The sequence below is a fragment of the Methanohalophilus levihalophilus genome (assembly GCF_017874375.1).
Taxonomy (GTDB): Archaea; Halobacteriota; Methanosarcinia; order Methanosarcinales; family Methanosarcinaceae; genus Methanohalophilus; species Methanohalophilus levihalophilus.
Genome location: NZ_JAGGLK010000003.1, coordinates 126,332 through 147,590, shown reverse-complemented (window position 1 = coordinate 147,590; position 21,259 = coordinate 126,332). Strand labels below are relative to the sequence as shown.

Here is a 21,259-nt window from a genome sequence, read left to right as displayed (position 1 = left end):
CTTAAAACTTAGGTCCGCTAATCCAGAAGATGCTACCACCCTCCGGGTTATCAGAAACACCAGCTTCGCCGTTGCTTAATTCCATAACACGTTTAACAATAGCAAGACCCAGACCCGTACCTTTTATCGCACCCTTATGAGCCCGGCTAAACCTCTCGAATATTTCGCCTTTATCTTCATCAAGTACCCCGGGCCCGTTATCCAAAACATTGATTTTCCAGTAGGTGTCCATATCTTCAATGGAAACTCTTACTGTACTTCCATCCGGTGAATACTTAATAGCGTTGGAGAGGAGATTTTCAAAAGCATTTTTGATAAATTTTGAAGATTTCACAAGAACCTCATGTTCTCCGAAAAAATTGATATGTATCCCCTTTTCATTCCACGCAGGCCTCATTTCATCAATGGTTGTTACAACAACCCTTCGGAGATCTATACGTGTAAATTCGACATCTTTCTGGGATTCAACTTTTGCAAAAGAAGATGCGTCAGTAACCATTTCCACCAGCTTTTTTGTGCTCTGGATTATCCTTTGCAAATACTTTTTTGTTGCCTCGTCATGATCTCCCTTGGAAAGGAGTCCCGCATAGCCCTGAATCACACCGATGGGGTTTAGCAAATCATGCCTCAGGATGTCAACAAACATTTCCCTTAGCTCTTTGGAGCGAGTTAAATCGTCTTCAGCATGTTTTTGTGAGGTGATATCAAGGCATATACCCACAATCTTGTGGGAATAGTTACTTGAATCCGTTGAATCAAGGCCCAATCGCATTCTTATCCATTTCAGATTGCCGGAGAGATCAATTATGCGAAGGTTTATCTCCGCAGGGTTTCCGCTTTCATTAAGATTGTCAATTGTAGAAGACATCAACCCGCGATCATCCTCATGAATAAGATCCATCCATGTGGAGTAATTGAATGGTCGTCCTGAATCATACCCCGCAATTTCCAAACAGCGTTGGCTGAAATATGAATCCTTTGTATCCGGATCATATTCCCATACACCCTGATGGGAGAGCTCATGTGCCAGTTCAAGCCTATGATTGCTTCTTTGCAAGGAAGATTTCAGGGATTGTAATGAGTCATACTCGCGATAGAAGCCTACAGCAATTATAAGAAGGCCTGCAGCTGTGAGAAATCCCTCAAGGTGTACGCTAAAAAGATCAGGTTCTTTTGTGAACTCATCCAGAAAATCAAAAGTTAGCCCGTAAATAAAAATAAACCACCCAAGCAAGAGTGAGAAGCTTCCAAGCCTGTATATCATGTAAAGTGAAAAAAGAGCAAACAAAAGATATATTCCTTCAATAAAAACATCCTCGATATCAAAAGGAGATTTCAGCGGAAACAAGAGAAACCAGAATGCAGGAATCAGCACAAGAATTGCTAAAAAGATGATTAAATGTCTTTGGAGAAAGACCTCTTTTCGTATCATATCAACCAGTAACCTGAGAAGACATAGCTACATATAATACTTTCTAAAATTGTGGAGAGTATTGCATAATAGTAGATCTTTATAATATAAATTTCGTAAAAAATGAAACATATGCCCATTCAAAAAATGAATCTGTACTAGCAGTTGGAAACTACAAAAGAAACTGCTGCCCTGCAACTATTTTACAGCTGCAGGGCTGTTTTCAAATAAAAATAAGTGTTTTCCATCAGGTTGTCAGGCAAAGCAATATTGAAAGGTCTTCATCCGCTTTCAGGGAATGAGGAGCATTTTTCGGCATGAAGATAAAGACACCCTCTTTCATTTCAATATCCTGATCAAAAAGCCTGAATTTACCCTTGCCTTTCAAAACCTGAACAACACCATTTTTTGTTGAAGTGTGCTCGTCAATATCAGAGCCTGCAGCAAGGCACATAAGAGTGTAATTGTAATTTTCTGATTTCGCAAGAACAGTACTGAATATACCTTCCGTAGGAAATTGCATTAATTCAGTTAAATCTCTTGAAAACCCCTTATCCATTGAAGCCATCCATAAATTTTCTTTACTCATTTGTATTTCCCCCATTGCATAGTTCCGGAAAAACAGGAATTACCCGTAATAATAGTCCAAGATGTGCTTCCAAAAATAAGTAATTGTGCCTGAAAGATAGGACTAAATAATCCCAGTAGATATAATTGATGTGATGGCCTCGGGAAAAGGATTCGTAAGAAGCGAAGAAGCAAACTATGCAGTCGCCTTTGCAATCCTCATTCTTGGTTTTGTAATTGGGATTACCTTTGCTGCAATGTTCTATAATTCAGGAACACAGGAACCGCTGGGTACTGATGCAAATTGCGATATCGAATCCACGATTCAATTCAACACAAGTTCATTTGAAATCTATGAAATGCTTTATTCCGAAGTCCAGGATTCTGTCGTGTCCGTAAGAGTTGAAGGGGAAGAAGATGGTACAGAGTTTACCTCTGGTGGATCCGGTTTTCTCTACGATTCTGCAGGCCATATTATTACGAACCAGCATGTTGTTGAGAATGCAAAGACTGTGGAAGTTCATTTTAACAATGGAAAGGGCGGAAAAGCTGAGATCATAGGAGAAGACAAATTTTCGGATATTGCCGTATTGAAAATTTCATCCATCCCATCGGATGAGAGCTGTTGCCCCGTTCCACTGCCGCTTGCCAATTCATCGGAAGTGCGTCCGGGACAAATTGTGCTGGCAATCGGAAGTCCTTTTGGACTTGAGGGAAGTGTTACCCAGGGAATCGTAAGTGCAACCGGAAGAACCCTTTCAACTGAGGATGGGTTTTCAATTTCCGATGTAATCCAGACAGACGCGGCCCTGAATCCGGGAAATTCAGGTGGGCCGCTGCTTTCCCTCTCAGGTGAAGTAATAGGTGTAAATCGCGCTAAAAGCGGAGATAATGTTGGCTTTTCCATTCCCTCAAACCGTGTACGTGAGGTAGCGGATTCCATAATTGAAACGGGTAAATTCGAACACGCATGGCTTGGAATAAGAATGCTGGCAGTAGATCCTCTTGCTGCCGAGGACATGGGGCTCAATACAGAAGCTGCGAGCGGAATTATGCTTATAGTGGTAGTTGAGGACGGACCATCGGATAAAGCGGGCCTGATTGCTGCGGAAGAAAAAAATATCGCCGGAGAAACTGTTTTTGTTAATGGGGACATCATTGTTGGAGTCGATGGAGTTCCAATATCCGCAATCAATGAGATCATTGCATACGTAAACTCCAAACATCCCGGAGACATAATCAGCATTAGCCTCTATCGCAGTGGAGAAAAAATCACTGTTGATGTTGAACTTGGCATCCGTCCCGAGTGATTTGCCTGGTTTTCTGACTAGTTTCATAACTACGTTGGAACCATAATACTAAATATATGAACAGTTGTTCATACATTCATGGAAGAAAAATGCGATCATATTGATGAGACACTCATCAAACAGATGATGGAAATAATTCCATCGGATGAAAACATCAGCCGGATGGGCAATGTTTTCCAGGCCCTCCAGTCGGAAACCAGACTGAAAATTTTGTTTTTGCTTACAAATAAGGAAATGTGTGTTTGTGAGCTCAATTACGCACTGGACGTAACACAATCGGCTATCTCTCATAGTCTGCGAACCCTGAGGCAGCTTGACCTTGTAAGGGTAAAAAAGGAAGGCAGGTATGCAGTATATCACATTGCAGACGATCATGTGAGACTGCTAATCGAAATGTGCAAGCAGCATGTAATTGAGGAGGGCAAATGACCCTTAAAGAGACAATAATTGAAGTATTCCTCGGAGTTTCAATAGAAACATGGCGCCTCTTTGAAGAAGCTGCCCCCTATCTCTTCCTTGGATTTGGCATCGCTGCACTCTTGGAAATGGTCGTTTCGGAAGAGAAAATTGTAACTCATCTGGGAGCAAGTGCCGGGAAATTCAAATCCGTACTTAAAGCATCCCTCGCAGGAGTACCCATACCCCTCTGTTCATGTGGAGTTATTCCTGCTGCTATATCGCTCAAGAAGAGGGGAGCCAGTGATGGCGCCACACTTTCATTTCTGATATCCACCCCGGAAACAGGGGCTGATTCTATTGCAATCACATATGCACTTCTCGATCCAATAATGACTGTGTTCAGGCCACTGGCAGCTTTTGTAACAGCACTGGGAGCAGGTGTTGCAAATAATTTCCTGATCCGGGAAGAAAAAAAACCTGAACAGAAAAATCTTATTAGCCTCTCGCTTTCGACAAAAACTTCCGATTGTGGAGCATCATGCAGTTGCAGCATTGAAAAAGGCAATGCAGAAAAAGGATTCACACAAAAGATAACCGGAGCCCTCAGGTATGCATACGTTGAGCTACTGGGAGATATTGCTAAATGGCTGATTGTGGGACTTGTCCTCGCTGGAATAATTTCCTTCATGATCCCCGAAGATCTCATCCGTAACTATCTGGGTGGAGGAGCCGCATCAATGTTCCTTATGCTGCTAATAGGAATTCCGCTCTACATATGCGCCACAGCATCAACACCCCTTGCTGCAGCCCTTATTGCAAAGGGAATGAGTCCGGGAACCGCCTTTGTGTTCCTGCTTGCCGGGCCTGCAACCAATGCAGCTACAATTACAGTTGTGACGAGATTCCTCGGAAAAAGAGCAGCTACCCTGTACCTTGCAACCATCGCGATATTTGCCCTTGCATTCGGACTCCTGCTTGATTTTATCTATTTCCGACTGGGAATTGAAGCAACATCCATAGTGGGTACTGCAAGCGATGTCCTGCCTGATGACGTGAAAACCTTCTTTGCCCTACTTCTCACAATCCTGATTGCTTACGCTTTCTATCTCGGAAAACAGGAAAGCAAATGCTGTGAAAACTGAAGACTAACAGTAATTCAAGGCAAATAATAATTTAATCCAGAAGATCAATAGATCTTAATGGGGATAGTTAGTGGAAGAAATCAGGAAGCGGGACGGAAGGATTGTCCGATTTGAACCCGAAAAGATTGCTATAGCCGTACATAAGGCAATCCTGGCAGTTGGGGAACACGATGGCAAACTTGCCGAAAACATCGCGGGACAGGTTGTAAGGCGGATAGCAGAGAATTTTGGAAGTTCTATCCCGGGTGTTGAAGATGTGCAGGATATTGTTGAAGAAATCTTGATTTTGAACGGGCATGCAAAAGTTGCAAAAGCCTACATCCTTTACCGACAGAAAAAAACCGAGGCAAGGGATGCAAAAAAACTCCTGGGCGTTGAAAAGGATGAACTGAAACTCTCACTTAATGCGATAAGGGTGCTGGAAAGAAGATATCTCCTGAAAGATGAATCCGGCAGGATTGTGGAAACCCCTGCTGAAATGTTCCGACGGGTTGCAAGGGAAATAGCCGCAATTGATGATAATTACGGCGGCGATGTGAAGCATACCGAAGAAGAGTTTTACGAGATGATGACGAATCTGGAGTTCCTCCCAAACTCACCCACAATTATGAATGCCGGAACAAATATGGGACAACTGAGTGCCTGTTTTGTCCTGCCGATTGAGGATTCACTGAAAGGTATTTTCGGAACCCTGGCAAACATGAGCCTTATACATCAATCCGGTGGAGGGACGGGTTTTTCCTTTTCGAGACTGCGACCAAAGGGTGACATGGTGCAGTCCACAAAAGGAATAGCATCAGGACCAGTGTCCTTTATGACTATCTTCGATCAGGCAACTGAAGTGGTTAAACAGGGAGGGAGAAGAAGAGGAGCAAACATGGGCATCCTCCGGGTTGATCATCCTGACATAATTGAATTCATAACTTCCAAGGAAAAAGAGGGATTTCTCAGGAACTTCAACATTTCCGTAGCTGTTACAGACAAATTCATGAAAGCCGTAGAGGAAGATCAGGAGTATGAACTCATCAACCCCCGGACCGGAGAAATTACCCAAAAGTTAAGGGCAAGGGATGTATTCGACCTAATTACCACAATGGTATGGCAGACCGGGGATCCCGGAATGATTTTCCTAGATGAGATTAACCGAGAAAACCCGTTGCAGCATATAGGAGAAATCGAAAGCACAAACCCATGCGGTGAAATTCCACTACTGCCGTATGAATCCTGCAACCTTGGATCAATCAATCTGTCTGCAATGGTTGATGATAGCGGAATTGACTGGGACAAACTGAGGGACACAGTCCACAAAGCTATCCATTTCCTCGACAATGTCATTGATGCCAACAACTACCCACTGGAAGAAATAGAAACAACTACAACGCAAAACCGTAAAATCGGCCTTGGGGTGATGGGATTTGCGGAGCTTCTTGCAAAGCTTTCCATTCCCTACAACTCGGAAGAAGCTCTGGGTATTGCAGAACGCATTATGGATTTCATCAAAGTTGAGTCAATGAAGAAATCGGCAGAATTGGGAACTGAAAGAGGCAGTTTCCCGAATTTTGATGGAAACGTTCAATCAAGAACATACAGAACAATGCGTAATGCGACACTCAACACTGTTGCTCCCACCGGAACCCTTAGTATCATAGCAGGCACAAGTCCCAGCATAGAACCTATTTTTGCAATTTCTTTCGTACGAAATGTTATGGGAACCCAGCTGCTGGAGATCAATCCGGTTTTTGAGGATATTGCCCGGGAGAGAGGATTTTACAGCAAAGACCTGATGATCAAGATTTCCAGATCTGGTTCCATTCAGGATATTCCTACAATTCCGGAAGATATCAAGGCGTTGTTTGTTACAGCACTTGATATTTCCCCTGAGTGGCATGTAAGGATGCAGGCAGCGTTCCAGAAACATGTGGATAATGCAGTCTCGAAAACTGTGAACCTGCCTGAGAATGCCACGCTTGAGGATATCAGGAAGATCTACATGCTGGCTTACAAGCTTAAATGTAAGGGCATCACCGCATACCGTTATGGCAGCAAGGATGAACAGGTATTGGTTCTTGGCGGGCTTACCGGAGGAAAGCAGGAAAGCATCGTTGCGGATTCGGAGTTTTCGGGGGAATGTTTGAGGAAAGAGTGCAACATCTGATTCCTGCCTCTTTCCCATTAACGGCTCATTTATCCTAATTTTTGCTTCCACAACTCTAAAGCATCCCTTGCATTCCCATTTCCATCATACAGGCCACTATCTTTCCACAAACGTATCGTGGGAGCCATTGGTGAATCCTTCAATTCATCATCCCAGAATTCGTCAAAATCCCTTGAGAAAAACCAGACGATAAATTCACCTTCGCCAAATTCATCAAATATCCTATCAAGATAGATGTATTGATCTTCCTCACTTCCGGCAATCAAAACAGGATATGGATCTGCAATATCCTCTGCTGGCCAGGAAGTTTCAGATATTGCGTATGGTTTTGAATTATCGAGTGCCTTTATATCCGCAAAGTAATTGCCCGGGATACCGAATGCCGTATAACTTCCTGCAAATGGATACGTGCTGATGGCAATGATGTCGGAGTTCGGAAGTACAGCCTTAAGAGCTTCAGTCTGCCCTGCCTTATCCGCATGATAGGTTTCCGCCTGAATTGTAAAGAAAACCGGAAGATCAGGATGTTCTGCTTTTATTTCAGCATATACTGATTCAGACAGAGTGGAAAACTCGTCCCATCGTGCAGGTTCCCTGAAATAAAACAAATTTGGTTCAATGGCATAGGCAAAGTAATCCGGTTCAAAAATATCAATCATTGTAAGCGCATGATTGGTGTAAGCCCGAATAACATCTTCATCATCCAGAGTAGAGCGCCAGACTCCGTTTCCATCCAGATTTGTCGCTAAATCATCCCTCTCAAAATTGATGGGAGTTATTGCGAGGTATACCCTATGGGACTTCGGGATTGCATCGGATTTGGCCTGCATCAAGCCAATATAATCTTCGCTGTATTCACCACTTAGTGCCTGCTCCCATGGAATGCCATCATCAAAATGCATTGCAACCATATTGCCATCATTTATGATTGTCAGAAAAGTGTCCTGATACCCTTCCGAGGTTCCTGCATAAGGAAAATCAGTAAATCCGAGTCCCAGTGAATCATCATTGACTATATTCTCGCCATCTTCAGCTGCTTCATCACCTGTGCATCCGGAAAACAGGAGAGCGAGCATGATTAGAAGGACAATTTTTTTCATATGTAGTCACTTGCACCGTTGTATATAGTTATTCTTATCCAAAGGAATTAAACTGAAGTTAGCAAAACAAAGGAAAATGTGATTTACAATCAATTTCAGATCTATTTTTAAATCACACAGAATGCGAAATCCAAATATGGCGCTGTGAAATGGGGAAGTGCAATATGACAGGAAGAGCTCCCGGAGAAGATTCTGTTTTCACAAGATGGGTTCGGGGAGAAATCAGTAAAATCAACAGGGGAATTGTAGCAGACAGGAAAACTCTTGCCACACTGCTAAAGGAAGAAAAACCATCCTCAAAGACAAAGGATGGCGATGATTATGTATTTGATACAAAAATAATCAAAGCACTAGGAGACAAGCTCCCATGGGAAGTTAGGGAAAGACTGAAACTTCCAATCCTGTTTTTTACGGACATCAAAGTTGATGATAGCTGTTTCCTCAATGACAAAACTGCATTAAAGGCATTCCAGATTCTTGGAGAACTTGGTGAAAAACGCGAGTTCCATGACGGCAAAGTTTGGGTCGGAAAAAGCATTGCATATTCAATTCTGAAGAAGTACCCCACGGTTGTCCAGATTGCAATGCGATGACAGGAAATCAATCTGCCTTCTCTTTAGCTATTTCCCTGATCCTGCTAATAATCGACGCCAGACCGTTTGATCGGGCAGGTGATAGATTTGACTTCAAGCCAATATCATCAATGAAATACAAATCGAGATCCAGAATCTCCTGGGGAGACCGATTATTTATCACTTTCATCAAAAGGGAAATTATTCCCTTGGTAATCATTGCATCACTATCAAGGCTGAAAACCAATTTTCCGTCATTAACTAAACTATTGATCCAGACTTTCGACTGGCATCCGCTGATTGCATTTTCTTCTGTTTTAAACTCAGCATCCATCGGTTCGAGAACTTTGCCAAAGGAAATGAGGAGACCGTATTTGTCAAACCATTCAAGGCCGTCGAATTCCTTTATTATTTCATCTTGAATAGCGTCTCTCAATTGTGAATCATCTCTACTTTCTGTATTCCTTCAACAAGCATGTCCACATCTTCTTTTGTGTTGTACAATGCAAAACTTGCCCGAACTGTTCCTTCCACGCCAAGGAATCGCATTAATGGCTGGGCACAGTGATGACCGGTCCTGACAGCAACACCCATCTTGTCCAGTATCAACCCTGCATCATAGTGATGAATATCTTCCAGATTGAATGAGATAGCCCCACACATCTCATCTGCGGTTCCATAAATCCTGACAATGTCCATTTCCATCAGTTTATCCCTTGCGTAGGAATAGACGTCATGCTCATGCTTCTTTACTTTGTCCATTCCTATTTTCTGCAAATAATCAATTGCAGAACCAATACTGATTGCTCCTGCAATATCCGGTGTCCCTGCTTCAAACCTGAGGGGAGGTTTCAGGAAGGTTGTTTTTTCAAGCTCAACTTTTTCAACCATGCCTCCGCCTCCTATTGCAGGCATGACATCGCTGAAACGCTCGCTTGTATAAAGCACTCCGACACCTGTTGAGGCATACATCTTGTGACCTGAAAATGCAAGGAAATCGCACCCAATGTCTTTGACATCAATGGGTATGTGTTGTATTGACTGGGCTGCATCAACCAGTACAGGAACATCGTGCTCCTTTGCTATTTTCACAACTTCCCTGATTTCATTAATGCAGCCAAGTACGTTGGAAACATGGGTTATGGCAACCAGTCTGGTTTTATCTGTGAATTCCATCGAGTCCAGAAGAAGATTACAATCATCGTCAACCTGTATTGCCCTTAGTTTTGCTCCTGCGAGCTGCCAGGGAACGATATTTGAGTGGTGCTCCACGCCTGTTACGAGAACCTCGTTTCCCTTCAATGTAGGTTCGAGAGAACGAGCAACCTGATTGATTGAGCCGGTTGTTCCGGAAGTGAATGTCACTTCGCTCTGTTCTGGCGCACCTATGAAATCACTCACTTTTTTGCGTGCCTCTTCGTACTTCTCACTGGCAACCTCACTAAGGTAATGAACACCGCGATGGATGTTACTGTTGTCTTTCCTGTAAAAATCAGATATTGCATCAATCACACAATCCGGTTTTTGCGTAGTTGCAGCATTATCAAGGTAAACCAATCGTCTCCCGTATACCTCCTGTGCAAGTATAGGGAAGTCATTTGCAAAACCAGTCATTTTTTCACCATTTCAACAAGAGAGAACCATCTTTTATCATCGGAAAAAATCTGTGCTACGGAAAGCCCCGCAGCATCTGCCATCTTCCGGATTCCTTCAACGGTATACTTATGGGAATTTTCAGTGTGAATGGTCTCGCCTTTTTTGACTCTTATAGCCTCATTTAACAGGGGACTTGAAACTTCAAGATCCTTTTTTGCTCTCAAGTGCATCTCTATGCGGGAATATTCCTTATTGAAGAAAGCAACGTGTTCGAAGTCATCCGGATTGAAATTGGTTCCAAGATGGTTGTTTGTAACAATCAGTATGTTCTTATTAAATTCTGCAGTTACACCCTTGCTGTCATTATAGGCTTTCTCGAGCACGTCGATGTCTTTTACCATATCCATCCCGAGAAGAAGCCGGTCATTTTCATTCATCTCTTTTCCGAGGTTGCCCATGAATTCTATTGCCTTTTCTTCAGACAGGTTGCCTATTGTGCTTCCAAAAAAACAAAAGAATCGTTTTCTGTCCCCGGGTATTTTTTCAATATGCTTGAGGAAATCAGCAGTAATACCATGAATTCCCATTTCAGGATACTTTTCCTGAAGATTGCAGGCAGACTTCTCAATTGCGTTTTTGCTAACGTCAACCGGATAATAAACTATAGTCCGGCGAATCTTCTCGGGAACCTCATCCAGCAGCACTGAAATCTTTGAGCAATCCCCGCTGCCAAGCTCCACTATATCGCAGTCTTTCAACTCGCTTTTCAGTTTCCGGGCTGTTGACCTGAGTAGCGGAATCTCTATCTTCGGGGGATAATACTCATCCAGCCGGGTTATTTCTTCATATAACTCAGATCCGTGATGATCATAAAAAAACACCGAAGGGAGTGTTTTCGGATTTGATTTCAGACAGGACAGCAGTAACTCCTGTGTTCCGTTATCCCCAACCTTGGGCATGTAATCTTCAATAATCATTCTTCGGGAACCCCTGTCTCATACGGAAGATCATTGTTGCTCCATTCAAACCAGCCGCCGTCATAGACTGCTGCTTTATCCCAGCCCATGAGCCAGGCGTTGAAGAAAGCCTCGCTTCCCCTCCAGCCGGTTCCGCAATAGAAAGCATTGCGCTTTTCCGGGGTAATCCCAATCTTCTTCCAGCTTTCCTCAACTTCCTGATACTCACGCATCGTATGATCAAGATTCCGGTAATTTTCCATGTGATAAGCATCCGAACCGCAATCCCCGAATACACATCCCGGAATCCGGCCTTTTTTCTCAATATAATTATAACCGCTTACCTCACCAATGTACTCCCTCCAGCTCCTGACGCATACAAGGTTCTTGTCAGGGGATGCAAGAATTTCTTTTGCTTCTTCGAGATCTACTGCAATTTCAGGTTTCTGAGGAATATCAACTCCAAAGGATACCCTCTCTTTTTCAGCAGGAACTTTGGTAATCTCGTATCCAGAATCAAGCCAGGACTGGAGACCGCCGTTCAGGATGCGAACATCCTTGACACCGGCATAAAGCATGATGAATGCAGCCCTAATTGATCCCAGATGCCCGGCACTGCTTCCGGGGAACGGATCATCGTTGTTCGGGGAGGAGAATCTTCCATAGAGAATTACTGTTGTGTCGTGACTGATGCCTGCATTCTCCAGGGTTTCTTTGATTTCCTCGGGAGTACGACGATTCCAGGTTTTAGTCGATTCAAGGGAATTCGTGTCAATTGGAATTGAACCCGGGATATGACCTTCATCATAGTCCGCAGGGTTACGGTAGTGTCCATGACAAACCACGAACTTGTCATTGCCATATTCAGGAGCATCACCGGTTGTAATCAGCTGGTTGAGCCAGTCTGCCGATACCAGCTGGCGATATCGTGCAAGATGTTCCATGGGCAATCCGTTTTCCGCCCATTCCAAAAAAGAGTTGTAAACACTTACATCCGGATAGCCGGCTTTTTCAAACTGCTTTGCCACTTCTTCAGTCTTGTCGGCCTCATAGCCATAGATGACAAGGGAATCATCTGGATGGATATTCTTGTCCATTACAATTTCTATCCAGTCAATAAAATGTAACCATTTATAGGGCAGCGATTTTGCACCCCTTATGTGACCGCCCCTTGTTTCCCCACCTTCTTTCCACCCATTATAAGCATCAACAGACCTTACATCAATCACCTTATACTTATTCAGGTTTTCAGATAATTCTTCAGTTAAAATTTCTTTCATGTGAATACCCTTTGAATTAATGGTTAACTACTCAACTCACGGCATGCCAAAATAAGGATTGAATTCCATAGCACACCTTCGTTTTCGTAACGGAATCAAACTATACTACCAAACCCTTTACCGAAGTAAAATATTATTGGAGTCTCATATAAACGTTTGGGATTTCCAGAGATACAATTTCTGTACTGATAAATCCAAAAATAGTGATGCACTCAGACTGTTAAATGAACTGTATATCCTGGGCCAAGACCATCGATGCCCTTATTATCTTGCAAGACTATGAACTCCTTTGGGGAAATAAATTGGGGGAAAGTGGTAGATCATTCCAGCTTCCCGAAAATGTTCATACAATCGGGATAGATGAGCTATTCTCAAAACTTGAAACGAATGAGCACGGTCTTTCAAAAAAGGAAGCTCTTCAGAGGCTAGGACGAATTGGTCCGAATGTACTGAGTGACATCGGTAAGACATCACCTGTCCGCATGTACGTAAAGCAGTACAGAAACTTTTTCTCCATCCTTCTGACAATTGGTGCACTTCTATCCCTTCTTGCCGAGTATCTGAGTCCCGGCCAGGGGAATATCTACATCGGAATAGCACTTCTGGGAGTAGTTATTCTCAATGCGACTTTTACTTTTATTCAGGAATACCAGGCAGAAAAAATAATGGCAAGCTTCCACAAACTACTGCCACCGCATTGCAGGGTATTGAGAGACGGCGAGATGGCGGACATACTGGCCCACGATCTGGTTCCCGGGGACATAATGATTGTTGAAGAAGGAGACAAAGTACCTGCGGATGGGAGGCTCATTGATCTAAGTGCCCTGAAAGTAGATAACTCACCATTGACCGGGGAAGCTGAACCCCAATTAAGGTCACTTGATTGCACTCACCCAAACATACTTGAATGCAGGAACATGGTTTTTTCCGGCACCCTTGTTCAGACAGGTAATGGAAGAGCAATAGTTACCGGAACAGGAAGCAATACCCAAATAGGACAACTGGCCGCATTAACTCACCAAACTGAATCCGTCGAAACACCACTCCGGAAGGAACTGAATCATTTTATACACGTGATTTCTTCCATTGCAATGTTTCTGGGAATATCTTTCTTTGCTGTTGGTTATTTCCTTCAGGAAATCTTTCTTGCAAACCTGATATTTGCAATCGGTATCATTGTTGCGAATGTACCGGAAGGACTACTTCCGACAGTCACCCTGGCCCTTAGCATCTCTTCCAAAAAAATGGCAAAAAAGAATGCTCTCATTAAGCAACTTGAATCCGTTGAAACTCTGGGTTCTACTACGGTTATTTGTACTGACAAAACTGGCACCCTGACACAGAACAAAATGGCTGTGAGCTCTATAGTAACTGGTTTTGAAGAAATAGGCCCGGATCAATATCCGGATAGCGGAAATATTCTAACCCGAATTATGGGACTTTGCAATAATTCCAGTTTATCCGATGAATCGCCACAAGGTTACATAGGGGACCCTACTGAAGGTTCATTGCTGGTTTATGCAGGAAAATATATTGATATAGAGAACTTGAACGAAAAATACCCGAGGGTTGAAGAATTCCCATTTGACTCCCTCACGAAGAATATGCAGGTAATTTGTTCTACACCCGAAAAGAAACTTGAATCCTATCTTAAAGGGGCCCCCGAAGTTGTAATTGAGATGTGCGATTCGATAATAACGGAAAATGGTGTTGTGAAACTTAGCGGGGAAGACAAAAAGCAATTGATTCAAAAAGACATTGAACTTGCCGAAAAAGGAGAAAGGGTCATCGCCTTTGCCTACAGACCAACTACAGAGATTAAGGAACACAATGAAGGGTTCATTTTCACAGGCTTCGCTGGAACAGTAGATCCTCCACGTCCGGAAATAAAAGATGCAATCTCCAAATGTCACAGTGCCGGAATAAAAGTTGTTATGATCACAGGGGATCATCCTGTTACCGCCAGATCAATAGCAAAGAAAGTTGGTTTGAATGAAAACGGTGAGAATCTGGAGATCATCACCGGATCAGAACTTGAAGAACTTTCAATGGGAGATTTGTCGGCCAGATTGAAGAAGAGAAGTATCGTATTTGCCCGGACATCTCCTGTGCAGAAATTAAAGATCGTACAGGCATTCCAAGCAGAGGGCGAAGTTGTTACCATGACGGGGGATGGTGTTAATGACGCACCTGCAATAAAGAACGCAGACATGGGTGTTGCCATGGGAAGTGGCACGGATGTTGCCAGGGAGGCAGCCGACATGGTACTTCTGGACGACAACTTTGCATCAATAGTAAATGCAGTTGAAGAGGGAAGGCGTGTTTTTGACAATATCAAGAAGTTTATAGCCTACATCCTGACAAGCAATACACCTGAAATAATACCCTTTATAGCATTCGTTCTTCTTGCCCTTCCACTTCCAATGCCTGTACAATTGATACTGGCTATTGACCTCGGAACAGATCTTATCCCGGCCCTTGCCCTTGCTATGGAAAAAAGCGAAGGAGATATTATGAACCGCCCCCCCAGATCAAGATCTGAAAAACTCCTGACAGCTCCGATGCTCTTAACATCCTACGGAATAAAGGGACCTATTGAGGCTTTGGCCGGATTCGTCTGCTATTTCGCAGTTCTTTTTGAAGGCGGATGGGTATGGGGACAACAGCTTGCCTTTGATAATCCCTTGTACCGGCAATCAATAACAGCCTTTTTTGCCGCTGTAATCATTTGTCAGATTGCAAATCTCTTCATATCCAGAACAAGAAGGGATTCGGCATTTTCAGGGAATTTTTTCAGCAACAAATACGTATTTGTTGGAATTGCAAGCGAACTTCTCATTCTTTCATTCATAATGTGGAATCCGGTTGCAAACCTGATATTCAACACGGCACCTCTTAAGCCGGAATATATATTCCTTGCAATCCCCTTTGCAATGCTTATATTTTCCATAGACGAGATCCGAAAATACCTGATAAGGAAAAATGTTTCAATCGTGAACAAAACATTGGGTTGGTGATATCAATACTTCCTTTTCCCAATGAATGTTCACCTGAGACTTATAGACCACTTATTGTTGGTTTTTGAGATATTGATTTTGCCTTCCCTTGCAAGCCATCCTATAGCCATCAAATAAGTGTTTGAATCGTATCCCTTTGCAAAGAGGTGTTGTTTCAAACGGGAGAGGTTACACTCCCCGTTCTCAAGAAAATGATATATCACTCCGGCGGCATTCCCGATTTTGATGATGCTATCTTCAACCATAAACCCCGCCTCACTTACCCATAGCATTGTTGTAGGTATCAAGAGTGGATTTTGCGATTTTTTCCCAGCAATATTTTGCTTTTATCATTTTCTTACCGTTTATTCCCATCTGTTTTGTAGAACTATTCAACCCGTCCAGTGCATAATTAAGACACCAGCCAATTGACTCCGGGGTCTGGTATCCCACAATTCCGTTTGAGAAATTGTCTATCAGGTGTATGGCGTCGGTTGCAATGACAGGTCTGCTGGCATCCCATGCTTCAAGCACCACTATTCCAAAAGGCTCGTTGCGGCTTGGGACACAGGCAATGTCCGCGGTGTTCATCCAGTCAGTCAATACATCATTTGGAGCATATCCAAGAAAATGGCACGAGTCCTGCACTCCCATTTCATAAACCAGCTGCTCACAATGTCCTCTCATGTCACCTTCGCCTATAAACACAAAATTTGCATCCCTTTCATTGTTAAGCACCCATGGAATTGCCCTCGCCAACATGTCAGGACCCTTCTGGTAGTTCATACGGCCAGTAAATAATACCACCGGAGAAGAGGGATCAATACCGTTTTGTAACTTAATCTCCTCAGGCTCAACATCTTTCTGCATCTTCCCGTCGTATATCCCGTTTGGAATGACTGAAATCTTGTCCTCAGGTATCTGATAAAGGTTCATAATCTCCTTTTTGAACTGCTCCTGCGTTGCTATAACCTGAGAACTTTCATAACCCCCAAGCCATTCCCGGTGTGAAATCTCTTTTGAGCCCCACCAGTTACCCTCATTATTCCCGTTTCTTCCCCACTCGGTGCTGTGATATGTCAGAACGAAGGGATTTCCATGATCTTCCTTAATCTTACACAATGCCTTTACAGGATGCCAGTCATGACCATGCAGTACATCGAAGTCGCCGTATTTTTTCTTAAAAGATGTCAGCCTGTCATACATTGAACCGCACATACTGTCCATCTGCCAGATTATATCCCCGGAATTATCATTCCCACAGCGTTCGTAGTGTACACCATTAATCTCATCATAATCCCTGTACCACCCCTTACGCGTGAATATATGCACTTCGTGGCCCATTTTGGCAAGTGTTTCTGAAAGTTCCGTTACGTGAGGAGATATGCCGCCTACTTTTACAGAGTGCGGACTCTCCCATGAAAACATTCCTATCCGTAAAGATTCCATTATTCTACTTCCCCATTACCCATTCAATTCCCAAATCCCAAGCTCTTTGAGAATTGGGCGACAGGGAGACATATGCAATTGAGAGCATCGTTTTTTGTACCCAAATTATGTCATAATTCATCCCAACTCCCCCCGGAGAATCCAGCTTAGCGTCTGGTAACAGGATGAACTACTATTTCCCCACCAATCAACGATAGTTCGATCTGCTATATTAACTGATTTACATGGGAAAATAAAGTTACATAGTAAATTATAATCGTAAAATAATATGCCATCCGATTAAATAAAATCACTAGTATACAGCTGTTTTAGATAATATTTGGCAACCGATTTATGGACGAACTTGTATATCACAAACCATCCAGGTCCTCGACCCATGCACGCAGTATTTCTGCCACACTCCATGCCTGGGAAATGCATCCACCGGGTTTGTGGGGATAATCGCCATCAAAAAGTTCTGAAATTGATCCTATTCCAGCGTCATCAAGATGTGGGTCAAAATTAAGCAATAATTCCCGGCAATGCTGTATGCTTGGTTTTGATTTGTTATGCACTTTTGTATGTGCACTCACATAAGGGCCCATAAGCCATGGCCAGACTGTTCCATTGTGATATGCCATGTCCCTTGAGACCTGATCTCCCCCATACTTCCCCATATATTGGATGTCATCTGGAGATAACGTCCGGAGACCGCATGGAGTCAGGAGTTTTTCCGTTACCTTTTTGAGAACCAATTTCTCCTTTTTGTGTTTGAGCATTGTAAAGGGCAGGGACACTGCGAAAATCTGGTTTGGACGGACCGAAGCATCCTTTTCATTTCCATTGCTTTTGGTTATGCCAATGCAGTCATAAAGGCATTCAGCAGCCGGATTCCAGTATTGCTTTTCATAATTATCCCTGACAAGCTTTGAGATTTCGTCATAAGGAATGGGATCTTCACCAATTATTTCCGCCAGAAGAGAAGCAGTACAAAGGGCATTGTACCACAGGGCATTGATCTCGCAAGCTTTCCCTCTTCTTGGGGTAATTTCATGCTCACCGATCTTCGCGTCCATCCATGTAAGCTGTCCACCGTGACCAATGAGGCCGTCATCATCCATGGCAATTCCAAAGGAAGTACCTTTCCTGTAGTTTTCGATTATGTCTTCAATTGCCGGAAAAATCTCCCTGACAAATTCGGTATCCTCTGTATAGGAATAGTATCTTCCAACCGTGTGGATAAACCAAAGAGAGGCATCGGCGGAGTTATAGGAAGGAAGATCAACGGGATTATCCGGGAAACTATTAGGAATCAAGCCCCTTGAACGGTTTTTGGAAAACGTGATAAGGATGTTTCGGGCATCATCAAACCTGCCTGTAGCAAGGGTAAGACCGGGAAGGGAAATCATGGTATCCCGACCCCAGTCTGCAAACCAGTGATATCCTGCAATTATAGAGCATTCTCCTGTTGTGCCACGTTTAACAATAAAAGAATCCGAGGCCTTTACGAGTTTTTGCAGAAAGGTAGTAGCAGCATCAAAGCTGGTAATCAGGTTTTTCTGCCTCTCAAGCTCACGGGCAAATGCCTCCTTTACGTATTCCTCATTTATGCCATCTGAAAGTTGGGTGGAAGCCACTACATATAAGTGGCTGACATCCTTCTGCAGTTCAAGATCAAAATAACCGGGATTAAAAAGGTCTTCCTCAAAAGCCTGTCCACGCTCGCGTTCAGCACAATACTCAAAATTGTAATACCATTGAGGCATTTCGCAATAGTGCAAATTTGAATCCAGCTTCAAATCAAGGGTATTGCTTCCTATGTATACACCGCTTGTATATGAGGACTGGGGAAAAGAAAGCTCACGCTCTCGCTTTACGGCATGGAAATCACGATCTGTTACCAGAGGAAAAATTCGGAAATTAATTTTCTCTTTCTCAGGATTGAAAACTGCGTATTGGACTACTGTTGTATTCTCCCCATGTACCATGAATATACTTTTTTCCACCTTGATATTCCCTGCATGATATTCAAAAACCGGAATAGGAGACGATGAAAATTTGTGCAGATGTCTGAAACCTTCGGGGTACACAACACCCGGATATTCATGGACAGAAAAGCGATAAACCTCGTTTCCACAGGTGATCTCCTCATCAAGGGAAGACAACAATACTCTCCTGTCAACAGGAGGCTTCAGGGAAGCCACAAGCAGACCGTGGTATTTCCGGGTATTTGAGCCTATTACTGTGGAGGATGCATAACCTCCGATGCCGTTTGTGACAAGCCATTCCCTTTCGATGCCACAACCATAATCATATTTTTCCCGATGCATAGAAATCCACTCACCAAAGTAACACCCTGATGCAGTTGAAATACGGATTTAGTCTGGAATATACGGTTTATTCGAGTTCATCAAGAAGTATCGCATTGTTAACCATTAAGGCACAACTCCAGCTTAACGGAATCGCCCATGCCGGACGGCCGGATTCCCCATCAACCTGTTCCGGCAGAAGACCTGTATCGGTGGCACCTTTAACTGACCACATTATGTATTCCACTGCCTTGTTTACCATCACATCGCGCTCATGTTTGTTTTCTGAATATTTCGCAAGATTTAAAAGAGCAGCAGAAAGCCATAATGTCGTAACAATCCAGGGATTCCCCCCGACATAATTGTCATATTCATAGCGTCTGATTCCGGAATAACCGTTAACAGGAACTTTAAGTTTTGTTTCAATATTCCGAATCATGGACAGAATCATAGCCTTTTCCTGTGGCTCCTGAGGAGAAAGCATCCTGAAAGGAATAAATGCCCCAAGAATGCTGGCATCAACCCGCGAATCAACACTGCCTTCAACAATCCCCTTTGCGAAATATCCATCCTCAAGCCACATTTGCTCAAGGGTGTTTTTCTTAATTAGAGCCGCTCTCTCAAGCCATTTTTCTGCAAGCTCCTTTTCACCATAATCCTCTGCAAAATGGGAGCCGATTATCAGTCCTGCATAAACCGCAGCATTGGTGTAACAGAAAATACCTTTTTCCGATTCCCAGAGACATCTGCAGGTATCATGGACTCCCTTTGAGGAGCGATTGAACAGGTAACCTGCAGCATTGCTAACGGTTTTCCATGAATCCTGCAGGAATTCGGTTTTATTTGCCCCTTCCAGACTTGAATAGTATTTTTCAAACGCCTGGAGAGTTGAACCGGTCTCATCAATCTGGGTGGAATCATCAAAATTACCCCATGATGGAGCTGCCTTGCCGTCAAGCCAGTAGCGCTGGAACCAGGAACCGTCTTTCATCTGGGTTTTTTTACACCACTCTATAAAATTCCCACAATATTGCGGATAACTTGCATTGAGAAGGGATTGTGCAACCTCGGCTGAGTCCCTGTTCCAGCAAAAACCATACCCTCCACACATCTCAAAATCAGGATCGAACTCGGGGGCTGCGATTAACGCACCTGAGGCAGGGTCTCCCAGAAGAGTAAGGCACAGCAATGAACGATTGTATATAGCGAAGATCTGCCGCTGCAAAGTTGGATTCCCGGACAACACAGGAAGTTTCAGGATCCGGCTTTCTGAAATCCAGTCCTTCCAGTATTTGGCAGTCTCATCCATGAGAACGTCAGGATGTGTTTCCAGAAGATCTGACATCGCATTGTAAAGCCCTGATTTATCCTGTGATACTCCTATTAATATTGTGTAATTGACACGCTCTCCTGCTTTCAGATCAAGGTTCCACCCTATTGCATTATCAAGGTTTCCTATTTCTTCCAGATTTCCCTGGAGTTTGCCGTCAGTCATATCACTTTCAGCAGCTTCCACCCAGCCTTTTGCAGATATTTTACCTACCTGCCATTCCTCAAAGTCTGGTTTTGATGCAACTCCAACATGGAATTGCCGATTGTACTGGATAAGCAACCCTGCATCCGTATCACAGAAGGCGGAATTTTGATTCTGCTTACCTCCTACCTGAAAATCAGAATAGTAGAAGAATTTGCCTTCAATACCATTTTTCGCACTGATTTCATAATTACGTATCAGAACATCCTTATCAGGATGCACAAAATCATGAATCGAAATCCCAAGGCCGGATGTGTGGTCAAGTATGGTGTTCACTATGTTCGTGTTTTCCAGATACATTTGTTTTCGTGACCAATGTTTTGAATCCTGGGAAAGCAGGTTTCCATCGAAATACAAATAGCCCTTCGAACCAGACAAATGCTGCTCCTGATCCCTGCCGGGGTAAAAAAGTGAAAATAATTCACCCCTCTCACCCATAGTCACGAGCATTTTGCTGTTTCCGATTATAACATTGGGATGGCGTATCAAATGCCTGTCTCCTGT

The 21,259-nt window shown here is 43.4% G+C and carries 17 protein-coding genes; 6 read left to right on the top strand and 11 right to left on the bottom strand.

The features are described from left to right. Position 1: 1 nt before the first annotated feature. Complete coding sequence (locus tag J2755_RS08045) at positions 2-1,348, bottom strand: PAS domain-containing sensor histidine kinase (RefSeq protein ID WP_209681780.1); 1,347 nt, start codon at positions 1,346-1,348, stop codon at positions 2-4. Positions 1,349-1,658: 310 nt separating this feature from the next. Then, entirely contained in the window at positions 1,659-2,000 is a 342-nt protein-coding gene (locus J2755_RS08040; protein ID WP_245312846.1) for a cupin domain-containing protein, read from the bottom strand. Between the two features lie 133 nt (positions 2,001-2,133). Between J2755_RS08040 and J2755_RS08035 the strand changes: the two genes are divergently transcribed. The 4 genes from J2755_RS08035 to J2755_RS08020 all read left to right on the top strand — a co-directional run bounded on the left by J2755_RS08035 (position 2,134) and on the right by J2755_RS08020 (position 6,984). Beyond that, on the top strand, positions 2,134-3,288 hold the full coding sequence (locus J2755_RS08035) for a S1C family serine protease (protein WP_209681779.1): 1,155 nt from the start codon (positions 2,134-2,136) through the stop codon (positions 3,286-3,288). A gap of 78 nt (positions 3,289-3,366) precedes the next feature. After that, positions 3,367-3,717, top strand: coding sequence for an ArsR/SmtB family transcription factor (locus J2755_RS08030; RefSeq protein WP_209681778.1), 351 nt, complete (start codon positions 3,367-3,369; stop codon positions 3,715-3,717). After that, positions 3,714-4,829, top strand: a complete 1,116-nt coding sequence (locus J2755_RS08025) for an SO_0444 family Cu/Zn efflux transporter (RefSeq protein ID WP_209681777.1) — start codon at positions 3,714-3,716, stop codon at positions 4,827-4,829. The genes J2755_RS08030 and J2755_RS08025 overlap by 4 nt, the downstream gene beginning before the upstream one ends. A 70-nt stretch (positions 4,830-4,899) precedes the next feature. After that, positions 4,900-6,984, top strand: coding sequence for an adenosylcobalamin-dependent ribonucleoside-diphosphate reductase (locus J2755_RS08020; protein ID WP_209681776.1), 2,085 nt, complete (start codon positions 4,900-4,902; stop codon positions 6,982-6,984). A 29-nt stretch (positions 6,985-7,013) separates the two neighbouring features. On the opposite strand, the gene J2755_RS08015 is transcribed toward J2755_RS08020, so the two are convergent. Next, entirely contained in the window at positions 7,014-8,084 is a 1,071-nt protein-coding gene (locus tag J2755_RS08015; protein ID WP_209681774.1) for a hypothetical protein, read from the bottom strand. Between the two features lie 164 nt (positions 8,085-8,248). Here J2755_RS08015 and J2755_RS08010 point away from each other — a divergent pair, with 164 nt between their 5' ends. Then, positions 8,249-8,677: a DUF61 family protein gene (locus J2755_RS08010; protein ID WP_209681773.1), complete on the top strand. Its 429-nt coding sequence runs from the start codon at positions 8,249-8,251 to the stop codon at positions 8,675-8,677. Between the two features lie 7 nt (positions 8,678-8,684). On the opposite strand, the gene J2755_RS08005 is transcribed toward J2755_RS08010, so the two are convergent. Genes J2755_RS08005 through J2755_RS07990 form a run of 4 tightly spaced genes read right to left on the bottom strand, consistent with a single transcriptional unit; the run spans position 8,685 to position 12,488 of the window. Beyond that, positions 8,685-9,092, bottom strand: a complete 408-nt coding sequence (locus J2755_RS08005) for a SufE family protein (RefSeq protein WP_209681772.1) — start codon at positions 9,090-9,092, stop codon at positions 8,685-8,687. Continuing rightward, positions 9,089-10,270, bottom strand: coding sequence for a cysteine desulfurase (locus J2755_RS08000; protein ID WP_209681771.1), 1,182 nt, complete (start codon positions 10,268-10,270; stop codon positions 9,089-9,091). Before J2755_RS08000 ends, J2755_RS08005 begins: the two co-directional genes overlap by 4 nt. Further along, positions 10,267-11,229, bottom strand: a complete 963-nt coding sequence (egtD, locus tag J2755_RS07995; protein ID WP_209681770.1) for an L-histidine N(alpha)-methyltransferase — start codon at positions 11,227-11,229, stop codon at positions 10,267-10,269. The genes J2755_RS08000 and egtD overlap by 4 nt, the downstream gene beginning before the upstream one ends. Then, positions 11,226-12,488, bottom strand: a complete 1,263-nt coding sequence (locus J2755_RS07990) for a rhodanese-like domain-containing protein (RefSeq protein ID WP_209681768.1) — start codon at positions 12,486-12,488, stop codon at positions 11,226-11,228. The genes egtD and J2755_RS07990 overlap by 4 nt, the downstream gene beginning before the upstream one ends. 224 nt (positions 12,489-12,712) lie before the next feature. Here J2755_RS07990 and J2755_RS07985 point away from each other — a divergent pair, with 224 nt between their 5' ends. Then, on the top strand, positions 12,713-15,505 hold the full coding sequence (locus J2755_RS07985; RefSeq protein ID WP_209681765.1) for a cation-translocating P-type ATPase: 2,793 nt from the start codon (positions 12,713-12,715) through the stop codon (positions 15,503-15,505). Positions 15,506-15,534: 29 nt separating this feature from the next. On the opposite strand, the gene J2755_RS07980 is transcribed toward J2755_RS07985, so the two are convergent. The 4 genes from J2755_RS07980 to J2755_RS07965 all read right to left on the bottom strand — a co-directional run bounded on the left by J2755_RS07980 (position 15,535) and on the right by J2755_RS07965 (position 21,244). Continuing rightward, positions 15,535-15,750 (bottom strand): winged helix-turn-helix domain-containing protein, encoded by a 216-nt coding sequence (locus tag J2755_RS07980; protein ID WP_209681763.1) that lies wholly within the window; start codon positions 15,748-15,750, stop codon positions 15,535-15,537. A 10-nt stretch (positions 15,751-15,760) separates the two neighbouring features. Beyond that, on the bottom strand, positions 15,761-16,933 hold the full coding sequence (locus J2755_RS07975) for a glycosyltransferase family 4 protein (RefSeq protein ID WP_209681761.1): 1,173 nt from the start codon (positions 16,931-16,933) through the stop codon (positions 15,761-15,763). A gap of 350 nt (positions 16,934-17,283) precedes the next feature. Further along, on the bottom strand, positions 17,284-19,242 hold the full coding sequence (locus tag J2755_RS07970; RefSeq protein WP_209681759.1) for an amylo-alpha-1,6-glucosidase: 1,959 nt from the start codon (positions 19,240-19,242) through the stop codon (positions 17,284-17,286). Between the two features lie 67 nt (positions 19,243-19,309). Then, positions 19,310-21,244, bottom strand: coding sequence for a glycoside hydrolase family 15 protein (locus J2755_RS07965; protein ID WP_209681756.1), 1,935 nt, complete (start codon positions 21,242-21,244; stop codon positions 19,310-19,312). Between the last annotated feature and the right edge of the window lie 15 nt (positions 21,245-21,259).